Origin of the sequence: Pseudoruegeria sp. HB172150 (genome assembly GCF_013184805.1) — a bacterium.
GTDB lineage: Bacteria > Pseudomonadota > Alphaproteobacteria > Rhodobacterales > Rhodobacteraceae > Psychromarinibacter.
This window is the reverse complement of record NZ_JAATNG010000001.1, coordinates 840,846-858,461: the sequence shown is the minus strand read 5'-3', so window position 1 is coordinate 858,461 and position 17,616 is coordinate 840,846. Positions and strand designations below refer to the sequence as shown.

The 17,616-nt window shown below is 61.1% G+C and carries 16 protein-coding genes; 9 read left to right on the top strand and 7 right to left on the bottom strand.

From position 1 onward, the window contains the following. Positions 1-11 precede the first annotated feature (11 nt). A complete protein-coding gene (locus tag HCO70_RS04080; protein WP_172296126.1) occupies positions 12-1,205 on the bottom strand; it encodes a polysaccharide biosynthesis/export family protein in 1,194 nt (397 codons plus the stop codon). Positions 1,206-1,240: 35 nt separating this feature from the next. Next, the gene (locus tag HCO70_RS04075; protein ID WP_172293331.1) at positions 1,241-1,459 is read right to left on the bottom strand and encodes a hypothetical protein; all 219 of its coding nucleotides are present in this window, start codon (positions 1,457-1,459) and stop codon (positions 1,241-1,243) included. Here HCO70_RS04075 and HCO70_RS04070 point away from each other — a divergent pair. The 9 genes from HCO70_RS04070 (at position 1,458) to mtnK (ending at position 11,739) form a co-directional block, all read left to right on the top strand. Continuing rightward, a complete protein-coding gene (locus HCO70_RS04070; protein WP_172293329.1) occupies positions 1,458-2,693 on the top strand; it encodes an oligosaccharide flippase family protein in 1,236 nt (411 codons plus the stop codon). The genes HCO70_RS04075 and HCO70_RS04070 overlap by 2 nt on opposite strands. Before the next feature lies 1 nt (position 2,694). Then, the gene (locus HCO70_RS04065) at positions 2,695-3,606 is read left to right on the top strand and encodes a glycosyltransferase family 2 protein (RefSeq protein WP_172293327.1); all 912 of its coding nucleotides are present in this window, start codon (positions 2,695-2,697) and stop codon (positions 3,604-3,606) included. A 12-nt stretch (positions 3,607-3,618) separates the two neighbouring features. Beyond that, complete coding sequence (locus HCO70_RS04060; protein WP_172293325.1) at positions 3,619-4,602, top strand: glycosyltransferase family 2 protein; 984 nt, start codon at positions 3,619-3,621, stop codon at positions 4,600-4,602. A gap of 22 nt (positions 4,603-4,624) precedes the next feature. Next, positions 4,625-5,638 carry a glycosyltransferase gene (locus HCO70_RS04055; protein ID WP_172293323.1) on the top strand — a complete coding sequence of 338 codons (1,014 nt, stop codon included), beginning with the start codon at positions 4,625-4,627 and terminating at the stop codon, positions 5,636-5,638. 692 nt (positions 5,639-6,330) lie between these two features. Then, positions 6,331-7,746 (top strand): aminotransferase, encoded by a 1,416-nt coding sequence (locus HCO70_RS04050; RefSeq protein ID WP_172293321.1) that lies wholly within the window; start codon positions 6,331-6,333, stop codon positions 7,744-7,746. 114 nt (positions 7,747-7,860) lie between these two features. Continuing rightward, positions 7,861-8,124, top strand: coding sequence for a hypothetical protein (locus tag HCO70_RS04045; RefSeq protein ID WP_172293319.1), 264 nt, complete (start codon positions 7,861-7,863; stop codon positions 8,122-8,124). Then, positions 8,117-9,373, top strand: a complete 1,257-nt coding sequence (locus HCO70_RS04040; RefSeq protein ID WP_172293317.1) for a diaminopimelate decarboxylase — start codon at positions 8,117-8,119, stop codon at positions 9,371-9,373. The genes HCO70_RS04045 and HCO70_RS04040 overlap by 8 nt, the downstream gene beginning before the upstream one ends. 59 nt (positions 9,374-9,432) lie before the next feature. Continuing rightward, entirely contained in the window at positions 9,433-10,347 is a 915-nt protein-coding gene (locus tag HCO70_RS04035; RefSeq protein ID WP_172293315.1) for a class I SAM-dependent methyltransferase, read from the top strand. Between the two features lie 144 nt (positions 10,348-10,491). Continuing rightward, positions 10,492-11,739: an S-methyl-5-thioribose kinase gene (gene mtnK, locus HCO70_RS04030; RefSeq protein WP_172293313.1), complete on the top strand. Its 1,248-nt coding sequence runs from the start codon at positions 10,492-10,494 to the stop codon at positions 11,737-11,739. Positions 11,740-11,773: 34 nt separating this feature from the next. Here the strand turns inward: mtnK and HCO70_RS04025 are convergent, their stop codons facing one another. From HCO70_RS04025 to HCO70_RS04005, 5 genes are all read right to left on the bottom strand, one after another. After that, entirely contained in the window at positions 11,774-12,787 is a 1,014-nt protein-coding gene (locus HCO70_RS04025; protein WP_172293311.1) for an ABC transporter permease, read from the bottom strand. A 25-nt stretch (positions 12,788-12,812) separates the two neighbouring features. Then, positions 12,813-14,270: a sugar ABC transporter ATP-binding protein gene (locus tag HCO70_RS04020; RefSeq protein ID WP_216665254.1), complete on the bottom strand. Its 1,458-nt coding sequence runs from the start codon at positions 14,268-14,270 to the stop codon at positions 12,813-12,815. 88 nt (positions 14,271-14,358) lie between these two features. Beyond that, positions 14,359-15,471, bottom strand: coding sequence for a sugar ABC transporter substrate-binding protein (locus HCO70_RS04015; RefSeq protein ID WP_216665253.1), 1,113 nt, complete (start codon positions 15,469-15,471; stop codon positions 14,359-14,361). Between the two features lie 192 nt (positions 15,472-15,663). Continuing rightward, complete coding sequence (locus HCO70_RS04010) at positions 15,664-16,548, bottom strand: 5'-methylthioadenosine/S-adenosylhomocysteine nucleosidase (protein WP_172293309.1); 885 nt, start codon at positions 16,546-16,548, stop codon at positions 15,664-15,666. Between the two features lie 103 nt (positions 16,549-16,651). After that, a complete protein-coding gene (locus HCO70_RS04005) occupies positions 16,652-17,581 on the bottom strand; it encodes a hydrogen peroxide-inducible genes activator (protein WP_172293307.1) in 930 nt (309 codons plus the stop codon). Between the last annotated feature and the right edge of the window lie 35 nt (positions 17,582-17,616).

The window sequence follows — 17,616 nt, the reverse complement described above, 5'->3', positions numbered from 1 at the left end:
CTGCTGCTCCTTCACGGGATAGCGGCAATCAATCCGGCAAGGCCGATAATCCGCCCGATCTCGGCAACGTTCGTAACGCTACTGTCATAACATGCGATCGCATCGCCCGGTAGCAAGTACGGATCGTAGTCGTCGCGGTCGGCCCGCTGGCGCATGGTTTCCACCTTGCGTTCGATCACAACCGATACGCCGGTTATCGGGTTGCGCGAGAACAACGCCGCAGAGCGGTCGGCACTTGTCGCGCGCGCGCCGCCAACGCAATTCGCATCGACGACCGCCTGCAGGAAGCGGGTGCCGTAGGGGACTTCGCGCACGGTCTGGCCGATGGCGGACGGCGCATTGCCCGTTGCCGGAACCGTCAGGTTAGACAGATAGAGCGATATCCCCGGCGGGCTGATCGGACCGGGCACCATCAGGTCGTCCTGGAAGCACTGGCGCGATGGTAAGTGGATCAGATCGCCGGTGATCAGCAATGGGTCCTCGGACCGGAACCCCTGCAGCGAACCGCGCAGATCCAGCGTGTAGGTCGTGCCGTTCCGTGTGATCCGGACCGCCGAGAGGTCGGCATCCGGGCGGATGCCGCCGGCACTGCGCAGCGCGACCGAGAGGTTGCGGCCCTCAGTCGAGGCGCCGAGCGCCACCTGGCGCAGCGTATCGACCTGATCGCCGGGCACGCCGCCGATGTTGACGGTCTGCGGTTCGAACACAGCGCCTGACACGGCGATGCGGACCGGGGCGAAATCCTTGACCAACAACGAGGCCGAGGGGCTTGAACCGTAGTAACCGCCGGACACCAGCGCAGCGCGCGCATCCGCGATAACCTGTTCGGTCGTTCTCCCTTGAGCGGGTATCGGGGCGATGAAGGGCAGCTTCAGGGTCCCGTCGCGGGATACGACATAGTCGCCGGAGAACGTGTCGTCGCCGGGCAGAAGCAGTTGCACCAGATCGCCGCGCGAGAGCACTTCGCCGCGCAGCACGTCAGGCAGGTAGCCACCGAAGCTTGCCTTAGATCCGGTTGGCCGGTCTCCGCCATAGGGGCGGCATTTCGCGGCGTTCATCCGCGGAGAGACCAGTATCGGTGCGGCAGCGTCCCGCGACATGTCGATGTCCCGATACTGCGCCTGATAGGCGCCTCCGGTCGCGGCTGGTTCGATGTTCGCGGCCTCGCGCGGCGCGGTGCAGGCCGTGGCCATCAGCGCCGACATTAAACCGGCTGTAAGGTCGCGGCGGCGGGCAATCATTACTCGTACCCCGGGCTCGATTTCTGTTTTGACCCGGAATAGCGCGCCGCGTGGATCGCGGTCCATCCCTTCGGCCGGATCGGCCGATAATCCAATCGGATAGGTTGCATATCAAACGCACCACCCAACTGTCCGGTGGCGTGCGCGACCGGCTGAACAGGCTGGATTACAAGCCCGGCAATGCCAGCGCGGCAGTCAAACTCACGGAACCCGATCATGCCAGACGTCCATCGCCCGGTCCCCTTCCTGCGCAACCTGCTTGCCTATTGCCTGTCCGAAGTGGCGGCAAAGGCTTCGCGGCTTGTCGTCGTGGTGGCGGTTGCGCGGACGATGGACGTGGCCGCGATCGGTGTTGCCGCCGCCGCGCTGGCAGCCGCCGATATCCTGAAGGCCCTGACCGAAAACGGGGTGGGCCAACGGATCATCGCCGCGTCCGAGGACAGGCTGGAAGCGACCTGCCGCACGGCACGGCGGCTGTTCTGGGTCTGGTGCATCGGGCTGTTCACACTGCAGCTGGCAATCGGGGCGGCGGTCTTCGCCGTTACCGCCGATGCCCAGCTCTTCGCCCTGATCGCGATCCTGGCAGGCGAGTACCTGTTCATGCCGGCGGGCCTCGTGCAATGCGCGCTCGCCATGCGGGACGGCAAGATGAAGCAGACTGCCGCCATTGCGGGCGGGCAGGTCGTCGGCGCCAACCTGCTTTCGGCGATCCTGGCTGTCCTGGTGCCCGGGCCGGTCGCGCTGATATTGCCGCGCCTCCTCGCCGCGCCGGTCTGGCTCGTCGCGATGCGCCGCCTGCATCCGTGGCAACCGACCGCCGGCCCGCGTGCGCCGATTGCACCCTTCATCCGGTACGGATGGGCCGTGCTGGGCGTCGAGGTCGTCAAGGCGCTGCGCCTGCAGGCGGACAAGCTGGTGATCGGCCTGCTGCTCGGTGCCGAGACGCTGGGGCTCTACTTCATGGCGTTCAATGCCGGTCTCGGCCTCGCCACGTCTTTTTCGCAGGCGCTCGCCACCGCTCTGTTCCCGCATCTCTGTTCCGCCGAAAACCGTGCCGCGGCCTTGCGCCAGGCAATCGTCCTGAGCGTTGCCCTGATCGCGCCGGTCGTCGTCCTGCAGGCGTTCGCCGCACCGCTTTACGTGCCGATCCTGTTCGGCGCGGGTTGGGACGGCATCGCCGAGGTCGTCTCGATCCTTTGTCTTGCCGCAGTCCCCGCGGTGATCTGGTCCGCGGTCGCGCAATGGCTGCGCAGCCATGAGCGTCCGCAGGTCGAATTCTGGGTCACCATCAGCCTGACTGCCGCGCTGACCGCCAATACCGCGCTGATGGCGCCCCACGGTCTGACCGCGATTGCCACCGGCTATCTGGTGCTCGCAACCCTGATCCAGGTCGGCGCCGCGCTGCCGGTGCTGCTGCCATCCCTCCGCTGTTCCTTGCCGAAAGTTGCCTGACATGCCCCGCATTTCGATCATCGTCCCGTTTTTCAACGCCGTGCATACACTAGCGGCGACGGTCCTGAGCCTGAGATCGCAAACGTTCGAGGACTGGGAGTGCCTGTTGGTCGACGACGGCTCGACCGATGGATCCCGCGCGCTGGCGGCAATGCTGCTGTCTCGCGACGCGCGCATCCGTTTGCTCCGGAACCCCGGAAAGGGCCCGAGCGCGGCCCGTAACTTCGGCGTGTCGCAGGCACAGGGGGACATCATCGCCTTCTGCGACGCGGACGATCTGTGGATGCCGTCCAAGCTGGCCGAGATCGACACGGCCATTCGTGGCGGCGCCGATGCCACCTATGGAGCCATCGCCTTTTTCGACGGGCAACGCGCACGCACGCAATCCACCGTTCCACCGGAACCGTTGACCATCGCGATGCTGCTTGGCGAGAACCCGGTCTGCACGATGTCGAACCTCGCCGTGCGCCGCGACGCCTTCCTTTCGACCGGGGGCTTCGACGAGACACTCGTTCACAACGAGGATCTCGAATGGCTGATCCGGCTGACTGGGCAAGGGGCCAGCGTCACGGGCATCGACAAACTCCTGGTAAGCTACCGCACCAGCCCAACCGGCCTCTCCTCTGACCTTTCGGCGATGCGGAAGGGCCGGGAGGCCGCACTCGCTACCGCGGCGCGTTTCGGGCACCAGCCCGATGCCCGGGCCGAGGCCATCCACCTGCGGTATCTCTCCCGTCGCGCGCTCCGGGTGGATGCGCCTCGGGCCGAGGCATTGCGCCTTGCGCTGTCCGGGCTTGCCACCAGCCCGCGCGGCTTTCTTTCCGACCTTCGCCGCGGCGGACTGACACTGACCGGCGCACTCGTCGCGCCATTGCTGCCCCGCCAGTTCCGCCGCCGCCTCTTCGCTGCCTGAAAGGATCCATCCATGCCCCGTGCCAGCATTATCGTTCCCGCCTACAATGTCGCCAAAACCCTGCGTGAAACGCTGCACAGCCTGCTTGGCCAGACCTTCACGGATTTAGAGGTGGTCGTGGTCGACGACGGCTCGACCGACCGGACCGTCGCGGTCGCCCGCAGTTTCGGAGACCCGCGCATCCGCGTCATCCAGCAGCCGAACCGCGGCCTTGCCGGGGCCCGCAACGGCGGGATCGCTGCGGCGCGCGGCGAATACATCGGATTCTGCGACGCCGACGACCTTTGGCGACCGACCAAGCTTGCCGCGCATATCGCGCATCTTGAGGCCAATCCACATGTCGGGCTCAGCTATTCCGGTTCTGAACTGATCGACATGTCGGGCCGGCCGCTGAAGATCGCCCAGCGCCCCCGCCTGAAGAACGTGACCGCCGCGCATGTGTTTCTACGCAACCCGGTCGGCAACGGCTCTGCGCCGGTTTTCCGCCGCGCGGCGCTCGATGCCATCGCGTGGCGCCCGGCGCATGAAACCCTGCGTGACTGGTGGTTCGATGAGACCTTCCGCCAGTCCGAGGACATCGAGTGCTGGCTTCGCCTGGCCCTGACAACGGACTGGGAGATCGAGGGCATTCCGGGTCTGTTGACCCGGTATCGCATAGCACCGGGTGGCCTATCGGCGGGGCTGCGGAAGCAGCTTGAATCGTGGGAACGGATTGCCGGGAAACTGGAGCCTCTCGCACCCGAATTCTTCGTCCGTCATGCCGCCGCCGCCCGCGCCTATCAGCTGCGCTATCTGGCGCGCCGGGCGTTCAGTTCCGGCGACGGTGCGGCGGCAAGCCGGATGATCCGGGCGTCGCTCGCCACCTCCCGCCGTCCACTGCTCGAAGAACCGGGCAAGACCCTGACCACGCTGGCCGCATCGCTTGCGCTGGCCCTGCTCGGACACGGCGGCGCCCGTGTCATGCAGTCGCGCCTGAAATCCCGCCAGCAATCCTGAAACCTAGAAAGAGGATCTGACCATGCTTCGCATCGCCCATCTCGTCGATGACACCAACCCGGGCGGGGTAACCCGTTACCTCGATTTCCTGGCCAGCGATCCCGGCATGGCGGAACTCGCACACCACCAGATCGTCGTCGTACCTCGCAACCGGCCCGCGCGCGTTGCGGTCGAGGCCGACGTGATCGTCTCGCACCTTGCGATTTCCTGGCGTGGTCTGCCCGGCCTCATGTCGCTAAGGGCGCGCCATTCCGGTATTCCCCTGATCCATGTCGAACACAGCTATTCGGCGGGTTTCGTTACTGCGAACGTCAAGGCGCGGCGACGCTTCCATACATTGCTGCGAACGGCATATGCGCTATTCGAGCGGGTCGTGGCGGTAAGCCATGCCCAGGCAAACTGGCTGCTGCAGCGTGACCTCGTCCAAAATGACGTCCTTTCCGTCATCCAGCCGCAGGTCGACCTGACCCGGCTCCGCGCGCTGCCGCGCCCGTCCGGCCCCATCCGCACCATCGGCGCGATCGGCCGGCTGGATCGCCAGAAGGGCTTTGGGCCGCTGATACGTGCCTTCCGCGAGCTGGAGGGCAAAGATCTGCGCCTGCGCATCTTCGGTGACGGACCGGAGCGCGAAACACTTGAACGCCTGGCCGGCGATGACCCGCGAATTCGGTTCGAGGGCTTTGTCGCAGACCCATGCGAAGCCTACGGGTCCTGTGATGCAATTGTGATGCCGTCGCGCTGGGAACCCTACGGTCTCGTCGCCGCGGAAGCCCTTGCAGCCGGTAGAACCGTCATGGTTTCGGGCGTTGACGGACTAATGGATCATGTTGCGACTGGTGCACATTACTTCGGCGCCCCTACTATCGAAAACCTGAGGAAAGCACTCATGGACACATGTAAGGAGTCACAGCCGACCGAAGTAATTCACGAAGTCGGGCCCTTGCATCCAGGTCTGGCTGTTCAGTGGCGACAGTTGCTTTTCAAGACACTTCCGAATCTGAGCATTTCGGGGCGAGTGGCCGATGCAACTAGTTAGATCGACCGATATGGTACCCTGGCGAGTGGAGTCCGAAAGATCCGAATTGAATACCGGGGCGAGACCTGCGCCGGTTGCAACGCGACGATGGCTTCGGAAAGAGGTTGCTTGACGTTCCAATCTCGCAGGCAAGATCAACACCAACCTAATCTGCACCCGCAAAAAACCTCACAGCGCCAATGGGTGTGCCATCGTTCGAACCCGGCTGGTTCCATCGCAATCAGCGCATCCGCAAGGCGCCGCATCGACACGTCATGCGGCCAGGCACCATTAGCTGTTGAAGCAGCAGCCATTTCTTCGCAGCCAAAACAGGCAATCGCTTCGTAAAGCTGCCCGCTATCTGAGCCACCTGCCCGAACATGGTGCATTAGTCCTGACCAGAACGTTAAATATCGGGATTCCGATACTTTTTTTCTGGAGGCCTTGGGGTTGCGCCGGTGCGCGGTTAACAATGCCGGCACACGTTGCTTGGGAAGATCCCGAGCACTGAATGACCTCCGAGCCCGGAGCGCCTGTGCCGACCTACGGCGCGGCGAATGTCAAAAAAGCTGGTGGTTCGTTGTTAGACCGCGTCCCAGCCGGGGAGTTCCGGGTGGGCCCTGAGACGACCCAGTTGCATGTCACGCCGGCCTCTTCCGGGTCGCGAGTCGGCTTTGCATGCAAGATGAGCGAAAAAGGGAGGCGCAGGCCTGATGGATACGATTGTCGAAGCCAACCACGCAAAAGGCGAGCTTCAGAATTCCCGGACCCTGTCCGAAGCCGATGCTCGGCACGTCCTGCATCCGTGGGCCGATCTGAGTTCGCTCGGAGATGACGGCGCGCTGGTTGTACGAGACGCGAAAGGCGCACGGGTGCGCGACGCGGACGGGAAGACCTATCTGGATGCGATCGGCGGCATGTGGTGCATGACCGTTGGCTACGGTCGTGAGGAACTGGTCGAGGCGATGGCCGACCAGGCACGACGCATGGCCTATTATACGCCGTTTGGCGACGTCTCTAGCGAGCCTGCTGCGCGTCTGGCGGAGATGCTGGCCGAGTTGTCGCCCGGCGATCTGAACCGCGTGCATTTTACGACCTGCGGCTCCACCGCGAACGACTCGGCGGTGCGCATCGCACATTACTATTTTGCCGCTCAGGGGCGGCCGGAGAAACGTCATGTGCTGTCGCGGCGCAACGCCTATCACGGCAGCACCTATCTGGCCGCGTCGCTTTCGGGCAAAGCGGCAGACCGGACGCATTTCCAATACGAAAGTGAGTTCGTCCACCATCTGTCCAGCCCCGGCCATGACCCGGACCGCAGTCAGATCAGTGCCGAGACGCGGCTGGAGCAGTTGCTTGCCGAAATGGAGGCGGAAATCGCCCGTATCGGCGCGAACAATGTAGCCTGCTTTGTAGCCGAGCCGATCCTTGCCTCTGGCGGCGTACTGACGCCGCCGGAAGGTTATCAGAAGGCCACGTTCGAACTGTGCCGGAAGCACGACATTCTTTACGTGTCAGACGAGGTCGTGACGGGGTTCGGCCGTCTCGGACATTTCTTCGCCACAGAGGCCCGGTTCGGTTTCGTGCCCGACATGATCGTGACCGCCAAAGGGATCACCTCGGGCTATCAGCCTTTGGGCGCGGTGCTGATCTCGGACCGGATCGCCGACGCCATGTCGGAGGCGGCCCCTGCGCACAAGCCGGTGTTTTCCAACGGATTCACTTATTCCGGCCACCCCGTCGCCTGTGCCACCGCGATTGCGAATATCGAGCTAATGCAGCGCGAGAATATCTGCGGCCATGTTCGCGAGGTTGGCCCTTATTTCATCGAACGGCTACGGGAACTGCTGGACTCTCCAATCGTTTATACCGTGCGCGGGGACCATCTGATGGCCTGTGTAGAGTGCTGGACCGGTGGCGAAGCCGGGCCCAATGCCGCGAACATGGCATTGGCGCAGCGGGTGGACGCCTATTGCCAAGAAGCGGGCCTGCTCGTCCGGCCCTATGAAAACCTTTGCATCCTGTCGCCACCGCTGATCGTGGAACGGTCGGACATCGACAACATCGTCAGCATCCTGACCGATTCCCTTGACCGGGCTGCCGCCGACCTGCGGGCCGGAAAGACATGACACAACCTCATCGCTCCGGCGTTTCGCGGGCGCGGTGATCATTACAGTGACGAGTATTGAGGAAGGTAAGCCACGCGGCTTCGGGCCGCAGAAAATCAAACCAGAGGATGGGACATGAGCCAACCTACGAGCATTATCGACTGTCGCGGACTTTCCGCCCCCCTGACCGTACTTCGTATCAAGCAGGCAGTGATCGGAAGAAGCGATGTTGGGCTTCCACTGGATGTTCTGGTGGACCGCACCTGTTGCGACGGCGCCCGCGTTTCCGAGTGCCTGACTGGCGAAAGCACGGATGTTCGGCTGTTGTATCTGACGAGTGATGACGAGCACGCCGCACCCGTCCGCGAAACTGTGACGGGCGAACCGCGGCATGTCTGACGGAACCGTCGCGGAAAACGCGACCGATGCCGACAGCCCGTTCGCTCCTACAATCGAACCATGGTGGCAGCGCGATGATCTTGGCTATCGCGAGGGTCGACTTCACCTTGGCACCGCGGACCTTGATGCTGTGGCACGCAGGGTCGGAACACCGGCCTATGTGATCCGCGCGCCGCGCGTCGCAGAGAATCTGCGTCGGTTGCAGGCAGCGCTCGATGGCGAGGGGTTGGATCACCGCATCTATTTCGCGATCAAGGCGAACCGTACGCCGCAATTGCTTTCGTATCTGGCGGCGCAGGGGCTTTGCGGGGCAGATATCTGTTCTCCCGACGAGTTGCTGCATGCGCTCGCTTGCGGATTCCGCGAAGAGGATATCTCTTTCACCGGCACATCGCTCGGTGCGGCGGATATCGAGGTTCTGTCGCGTTTCGAAAAGGTGCGGATCAACTTCGATTCTCTGTCCGCGCTGCGCCGCTACGGGCGGCTCTGCCCAGGGCGTGAGGTGGGCCTCAGAATCAATCCCGACCGGGGCATTGGTTATACTGGCAACGACATGCTGCAATACAGCGGCATAGAGGCGACCAAGTTCGGGATCTACCTGGACCGGCTGCCGGAAGCGATCGAGATTGCGCGCGAGCACCGTCTTAAGATCACTCGCATCCATTTTCACGCCGGTTGCGGCTATCTGGATCGGGAACTGGAGCAACTGGCAGAGGTTCTCGCGTCCAGCCACAGCTTCATTGACCAACTCCCTGACCTATCCGAGGTGAATATCGGTGGCGGCCTTGGCGTGCCGCACCGTGCCGATGACCGGCCGCTCGATCTGGGCCGCTGGGCGAAGACCATTGCGGATGCATTTCGCGGCAGCGGCCTGACGCTGGCAGTTGAGCCGGGCGATTATCTTGCCAAGGATGCGGGGGTCCTGCTGGCAAGCGTGACCTATTCCGAAAGGCGCAAGGATGTGGAGTTCCTCGGCCTAGACGCTGGTTTCAACCTGGCGATGGAGCCTGCCTTTTACGGGCTGCCCTGCGAACCGGTTCCGACGGTACCGCGTTCCGGTCCGACAGGCCGCTACACGGTGGTCGGCAATGTGAACGAAGCGCTCGACAAATGGGCAGTGGATCATCCAATGCCAGTGCCACGCGACGGTGATGTGATCGCGCTGATCAATGCCGGCGGCTATGCCGCGTCGATGCGTTCTGATCATTGCCTGCGCGGAAGCGTTCGCGAAGTCCTGCTGCTTGACTGAGCTTGCCGGCGAAACTTCCGCCGCAACCGGCCGACCATGTCACCAATCAAGGAAGACACATGACCGAAGCCAACCAGATTGAAACGGTGCAGGCGTCCGACTATGCCGTCACCCCTGAATCTCCCGAGTTCGCTTTCGATCCCACCGACCCCTGGACCCAGACCTTTCAGAAAGGACTCGAAAGAGCGGATCTGCGCGGCAAGCGGGTCTATGAAGTTGGCGTCGGGACCGGCATCAATGCCGCCTTCATGTTGCACATGTGCGGCGCCGCGCGCGTTACCGGCAGCGACCTCGATCCGCGCCTTGCAACTTTGGCTGAGCGGAACGTTGCGAGCCTTGCCCCAAAGGATGCCCATAAGTTCGTGCCGGTTTCCGGCGCGGTCAGCCTGGTCGACACCCCCGAAGCACGCGCGGAAGTGGAAAACGCTGATGTCGTGATTGGATGCCTGCCGCAGGTCGGCGACCCGAATGACTCACGCTTCGGCGCATTCCGCAAAGCGCAACGTACCAAGCTGGCGGATGGCGCCGATGTCCCCGACGAGGACCATATCGCGCACTACTACCCGTGGACCGAGTTCGACGACTATCCCTTCAATTCGGTTGGACTTGGCCTCAATGAAGCGTTGCTGCGTCGAGTTCGCGCCTGTGCACCTGAGGCTGAAGTCATCCTGAATTTTGGTGCCCGCATTGGTACGAAGGTTCTGTTCGAACTGTTCGAGGCGAATGGCTACCGGCCAGAGAAGCTGGCTTCGCAAATCGTGCTACAGCATGCAGGCACCGACATTTCCTTTTTCGTCGCGCTTGAGAAGGCCCTGCAGCGCACCGACCTGGAGGACGCGTTTGCCTGCGAATTCTATGCAGACCCGGAAGGGAAAAGGCGCCTGTCTGCCCTTGCGGCCCAAGCGATTACAGAACAGGACGGTGGGGCCGAACTGTATCACGAGGTCTGTGTGATCAGGGGTCAGCCTGTCTAGGACAAACACACTCGTTTGACGCGGGCATCAACGTCGTCATCATATCTGACGGCTTCAAAAGCCTGCGTGCCATTTGACATTTTCCCAGAGACAGGCACGCTTCCATCGCCGGAGGAGGATCGGCAGGAAGTACTGGGAGGAAGCATGTCTTACGAGGCATTGTCCACGCACAGCCTTGCGGCTCGTCTCGGCTCGCTGCCAGTCATGACAGACCGGTTAGGTAATCCCAGCGGGTGGATTGTGCGCGAGGTGGGCGATGGCAACCTGAACCTAGTGTTCATAGTCGAGTCCCGGGCGGGCGGAGTCATCGTCAAGCAAGCCCTGCCCTACGTGCGCCTTGTCGGCGAAAGCTGGCCCCTGCCCCTGCGCCGGTCATACTTTGAGTTCAATGCACTTGTCCGGCAAGCAGAGCGCGATCCAGGATCGGTTCCCGAGATATACCATTTCGACGAGGAACAGGCGCTCGTGGTCATGGAGTACCTGACTTCGCACATCATTCTGCGTCAGGGGCTTATTGAGGGAAGACGCTATTATGAACTGGGAAAACGGCTCGGACTGTTCTGCGCGCGAACGCTGTTCGGAGGTTCTGACCTGTCCCTGCCCGCGTCCGAGAAAAAGTCGGATCTGGCGCTTTTCGCCGGCAATGTCGAACTTTGTGACATTACAGAAAACCTCGTATTCACCGACCCTTACTACGAAGCCGAGATGAACCGGCACACTGACGGGTTGGAACGTATCGTGGCATCGCTTCGATCCGACCGGGCACTGAAAATCGCGGCACAGGAGCTGAAGATGGCCTTCACTTCTCGCGGCGAGACCATGCTTCACGGCGATCTCCACACAGGATCTGTGATGGTCAGTGAAACGGATACGCGGGTGATCGACCCTGAATTCGCCGTCTATGGGCCCATGGGGTTCGACATCGGGATGTTGATTGCGAACTTCCTGATGGCCTCTCTCTCTCAGCCCGGGCATGGCGCCGATCGTGGTGCTTATGCCGAGTGGATCCTGGAAGAAGCCCAGATCATCTGGAATACTTTCGCCGAAGAGTTCTCTCGTCTTTGGAGGAGTGAGCGGACCGGAATCCTGTATCCCGCCAGTCTCTACGAGGATCAGGGCCAGCCAGAAGCTTCCGAAACCGCGTTGTCACGGCTGTTGAATGCTATTTGGCGTGATGCACTGGGTTTCTGTGGCATCGAATGCCACCGCCGCATCCTGGGTCTGGCGCATAATGCGGATTTTGAACTGATATCCGACGAAAGAATGCGCGCCAGCTGCGAGGCACGAGCGTTGGCGCTTGGGAGAGATCTGGTGCTGCGCCGCGACGACATTGCCGATATCAGCGAGGTGCAACGAATGGCACGCCATATAGCGACGGAGGAGGCGCTCTGAGTAACCGGATACCGAGTACTTGCTCTGAAGACGGCTACCCCGAGCTCTCCTTTAGCTTCTGCGCATAGACGTTGATCACCAGTGCCGCGAGCAGGATCAGCCCGCGTATCAGGATCTTCAGGAAACTGTCGATCTGGATCAGATCCAGCCCGTTGTTCAGAACCCCCAGAACCAGAAGACCGACAATCGTGTTCCCGATACCTCCGCGGCCTCCGAAAAGGCTGGTGCCGCCAAGGACGACAGCGGCAATAGCGGTCAGCAGAAAGTCGTTGAACCCATTCTGTTGAGCGGAGCCGAAATAGGCGACGCCAATCATTCCTGCGATGCCGGAACACATGGCCGAGATAATCATCACCGACGCGATGATCAGCTTGACGTTCACGCCGGAATATTCTGCCGCCTCGCGGTTTCCGCCGACCATGTAAACGTACCTGCCGAACCGCGTGTATTTCAGAACCAAGTGCGCCACGAGCAGGAAGATCAGGCAGACGATGATCGACCATCGAAGTCCGAACACCTTGCCTGAACCAAGCATGACGATGAAGTCGGGAAAGTTATAGGCAATCTGCCCGCGCACCAGCACCGCTGATAAGCCATCCGCGATCTGCATCATCGCCAGTGTCATGATGAAGGATGGAATCCCGATCACGGTTACTCCAAATGCCGTCACCGACCCAAGTCCGAAAGCCGCTAGAAGTGTCAGGATGATCGCGAGGCCACCGTACATTGGCCAGGTGTTGATGTTGACGTATTCAGGCTGCATCGTGAAAAAGGCGACTGTTATTCCGATGGCATTCGCGATTGCCGCCACCGACAGGTCGATCTCGGCGGTCAGGATCACGAAGGTGAGACCGACGGCGATGATGCCGGTGATCGAAGAGTTCGCCAGGATGTTCAGCGCGTTGTCCAGAGTGAAGAACACCGGACTCTGAAGGGAAAAGAAAAGGATCAGGACGATCAGGGTGAAGACCGGCGCGATGTTTCGCATCTGCTCGGCAAGAAACCGTTTCACACTGCGCGTTGACTTGATGTCGACCGTGTCTGCCATCCCTGCTCCCTATTTCCCGGCCGCTTTATGCGGCAGCCAGTAGATCCGCCTTTTCCAGATGCCCCGTTGTGAATTCACGAGCGACGAGGCCCTTCTTCATTACCGTCACGCGATCGGCCAAGGTCAGGATCGTCTCGGGCTCCGTTGACAGCACGAGGATCGCGACCCCCTTGTCGCGGAGCGACTTTACAATGCGGATCACATCCTCTTTGGCGCCAACATCCATTCCGCGCGTCGGTTCGACCAGGATCAGCGCCTTGGGAAGATGGGTCAGCCATTTGGCCAGCGCCACCTTCTGCTGGTTTCCGCCGGACAGGTTTCCCAGCGCGATATCCGTTCTCGGCGGCCGAATCTGCAGGTCCTCGATGTGATTGCCTGTGATGCGCTGCTCTTCCTTTGGGCGCAGCACGAGCCGCGCGATCCGATCCAGGATGGCAATCGAGACATTCTTGAAGACCGGTTCGGTGCGAAACAGCATCATGCGCCTGTTCTCGGGCACATAAGCTATGCCCGCGCGTCGCGCGGTCGCCGTAGTCCGGAAACGGACTGGACTGCCTTCCAGAAACACCTGACCAGAGCGCAGATTACCCTTGCCGAAGAGCGCGCGCGACAGTTCGATCTGGCCGCAGCCCATGAAGCCGTAAACGCCTGTGATCTCTCCACGACGAAGCGATAGGGACACGTCCTTCAATGCCATACCATCGCCGATACCACGTACTTCCACCACCACCGGATGGCTGTCGTCGCCACAAAGCTCTGTCTCTTCACCCATGGTCATCTCTGCTGATCCCCGGCCGATCATCTGCGCGATGACCTCGTCCTTGGTGAGCTCCGCCGCAGGTGTCGTTGCCACCTTGTGACCGTTGCGGAAGACCGTGACACGGTCCGAAATCTCCAGCACGTCGTCCAGGAAGTGCGAGATGAAAATTATGCTACGACCCTGTGCGCGCAGCTGCCGCAACGCATCGAACAGGCGGGCGACCTCGGGCGGCGACAGCGCCGAAGTCGGTTCGTCCAGAATAATGATGCGCGCGCCCGAGAACAGAACACGCGACAATTCCACAAGCTGCTGTAGCCCGACCGGCAGCGAGCCCATACGCTTCGTCGGATCGATTTCCAGCCCCAGACTGGCTATCTGCTCCCGCGCGGTGCGGTTCATGTAGCCCCAGTCGATGATACCACCGGCCCGAACCGGCTGATGACCGAGAAATACATTTTCTGCGACCGAGAGATCAGGAACGATCGATAGTTCCTGGTGAACCATGCCGATGCCGGCCTTCAGTGCATCCCGTGCGGAATGGAACTGGGCGGGCTGGCCGGCCACGAACATTTCTCCCTCGAAATCGGCATGAACGCCGGCGATGATTTTCATCATCGTGGATTTTCCGGCGCCATTCTCGCCAACGAGGCCATGAATTTCGCCTTCGAGAATTGAGAAGTCGACACTGTTCAACGCCGCGATGCCGCCGAATCTCTTCGTCACGGCCCGCATTTCCAGAAGCGGAGACCCGTCCTGTAACGGGGGGACCAAAGTCCCCCCGTCATTGTTTTCCAGACTGTCCATCACCGGATCAGATCAGGAAGTTCTTTTGCAGCCACAGGTGGCCAGCCGCTGTTTCCTGGGTAATCACCGGACCGTCGGCGAGGATGAAGGCAGGAACATCGGTTCCGGCCTGCTCTCCTCCGACCACAGCCGCCACACCGTTCGCGATAGACCAGCCATGGATCCGGCAGGACGGGTTACGGACGGTAGCGACCAGGATACCGTCGAGAACCGCGTTCACGGCAGGTGGCATCGCGTCGATGCCGGACAGTTTGATGCCGCCCTCCCGACCTTTAGCCTTTATGACGTTGTAGGCGGCTAGCGCCATGTCGTCGTTGTGGAAGTATCCGCCCTTAAGATCCGGAAACTTGGTTAACAAGGAGTCCCATATCCGAGCCACCTTGGTCACATCCCAGTCTGCTGGCTGTTCGTCCACAAGCTCGATGTTCGGGTAGTTTGCAAGTACCTGACGGAAGCCCTGCGCGCGCCCCTGTGCGCCTGTATGGCCCAGAGCACCCTGTGTCATCACGACCTGGCCCTCGCCGCCGATGGAATCGAACAATGCCTGCGCCGTGACCGCACCCATGAAGATGTTGTCGGGCGCAATGAACGTGTGCAGCGCCAGCTGGCCTTCCGGCGCCATCATCGTATCCATGGCGATCACAGGCGTGCCAGCATCAATCACCCTGCTGATCGGATCGTTGAGGGTACCAATGCCAAAGGTCTGCAACGCCACGAAATCCCAGCTTTGCGTTGCGAGGTTGTCGACAGTTGCGCGTTGCCGGGTTGCCGACAACTCTCCGTCGAACCAGGTAACCTCGACATTCATCAAAGCGCCCCAAGCCTCGGCGGCCTGTTTGCCCTGCGCGCACCATGTCGCCTGAAGGCCGGCGTTGCCCATCGCACATTTCAATGTGGAATTCGCGGCCATGAGGTCTTGCGCCATTGCCGGGTCAACTCCCGCAGTGGTCAGCAAAGCGCCCGCGACCGTTGTCGCCCCGAGGGTCTTCAACACATCCCGCCGCGAAGACACGACTTCACTCAGCTTCTCTAGCTCATCCGACATTTGCTCCTCCCAGATCCAGTCGGCGATGCGGATGCGAGTATTCTTGGTTGTCCGGCAGCGATCCGCAGAATCCACCGGTTGTACCGAGTAGGCCTGCGACTATTTGTCTTGTCAACTTTTTGCGACAGTTGGATTTTGCGCGAACCGAATGGCTCAGGCTGGGCCGGCCCGTCTTAGAAACAGGTATCCAGTCTAGCCGGACCGGCTTGTAACCAGAATACGGTCATACGTAATCGTACCCACCGAGAGTCGCCGCGATAGGATTTGTCACGGGAGGGCCTTGAGAAAAGCCTTCACCACCTCAGCAGAGTTTTGAGACGCAAGGCTCATGAACGTCGCCATTTCGTTGGCGCCCTCGCCGCCTCCCGCCAGGTCGGAAAGCGAGCGGAACGCAATGAAGGGAACTTGATTGGCAAAGGCAACGTGCGCGACCGCTGCACTTTCCATGTCGAGCACACGCGCCTGGAAAGTTCCGAAAGCAAATTCGCGGAACTCGGCATTGTCGACGAACCGGCTGCCGGACACACCGTTCCCGCCGACGACAATCTGCGGGGTCTTCGAAAGGCACTCATTGCCGGGATTACATTCTGCGAGTTCGACAGTTGTCGCCGCCTCCTCCGCGAGGGCGAGCATCTCCGAATCGACGGTGAACCAGAAACGCGTTTCGCTTGTTTCGGGCCGACCGCTCGTGACCGTGACCGGGCTGGTGAACATCATTCCGAAGTTGGGGAAATCCGAGGTCAGGAAAGGCGGAATTGCAAATTGCCCCTCTGCCTCTCGGCCAAAGACGCCCTCGAGGTACTGACCCCATTGGTCCGGCACGACAACATCACCGATGTTCAGGGCCGGATCCACGCCACCGGCAATTCCTGAAAACACGATGCGGTCGATCTCGAAATTGTCGAGAGCAAGCTGCGTTGTCATCGCCGCATTCACCATCGAAACGCCCGACAGGAACAGGACCACATCCTGGCCCTCCAAAGTTCCCGTGACAAATTCGTTTCCGTTTATTTGGGTCGACTCGGCTCCTTGAACATCCTCACGCAGTTCGGCCCATTCCGGCGGAAATGCCGACATCACGGCGGTGATCCCCTCAGCTGATACTGCGGATGGCAACAACGCCAAAGCCATAGCCAATCGAGCAGTTTGCATAGAACCCTCCTGGACTGTCCCGCCCACCTTCGCCGCACTGCCGCAAATCGGAAAGCAGTAAGCGAACCCAGGTGTGAGAAAGACGGAAGTTGGCTATGATCTGTTATGTATCTGCGTGGTTTTTAACGTAGTGCAGACCTTCGCGGTTTCGACTGAATTGCTGCAGAACCTCGGCTATCTGTCCGAATTTGTCAGCCAGCGGGCTCGATTTCCGCCAAACCATCCCGATCCGCCGTTGTGGGCGGGGTTGGGGTAGACGCGCGATGGATACAGGTGCCGAACCTGACTCGATAGGAACTGCAATTTCTGGGATGAGAGTCACACCTATACCCGCTCCCACCATCTGCACCAACGTAGACAGGGAACTGCCCTCCATCAGGTCGCGAGGCGGGCTGGCGGAGAGATTGCAGAAGGAAATCGCCTGATCGCGAAAGCAATGCCCCTCCTCCAACAGAAGTAGGCGCATCTCGCGCAGGACCTCAGGCTTGGGCACCGGTTTGTCGGCATCTTCCAATGGCCGAACCAGCACGAATTCCTCTTCGAAAAGCGGTTCTTCGTGCAGGGCCGGTTCCGACATCGGAAGCGCAACTACCGCCACGTCGAGCCGCCCGTCCTCAAGGTCCCGTACGAGGGCCTGTGTGACCGTTTCCCGGGGCCGGACGTCGAGATCCGGATAATTCGCGGCCAAGTGCTTTATCAATTCAGGAAGCAGATATGGCGCAACGGTCGGAATTATCCCCAGTCTCAAGCGCCCGGCCAGCGGTCCGCGGGAGGTTCGCGTAAGGTCTTCAAGTTCTTCCACCGCCCGCAGTATATCGCGTGCGCGGACCAACAACTCTTCGCCGAGGCCACTCAGACGTATTTCCCGTGCGGTTCGTTCGATCAGCGGGGCGCCAAACAACGCCTCCAGTTCCTTCATCTGAACCGATAGCGCGGGTTGCGAAATCGCACAGGCCTGAGCCGCTCTGCCGAAGTGCCTGTGCCGGGCAAGCGCATCGAAATAGCGCAGCTGCTTCATGGTGACATTAATCATAAGATTTTATTATCACAATCATTATAAAATACCAA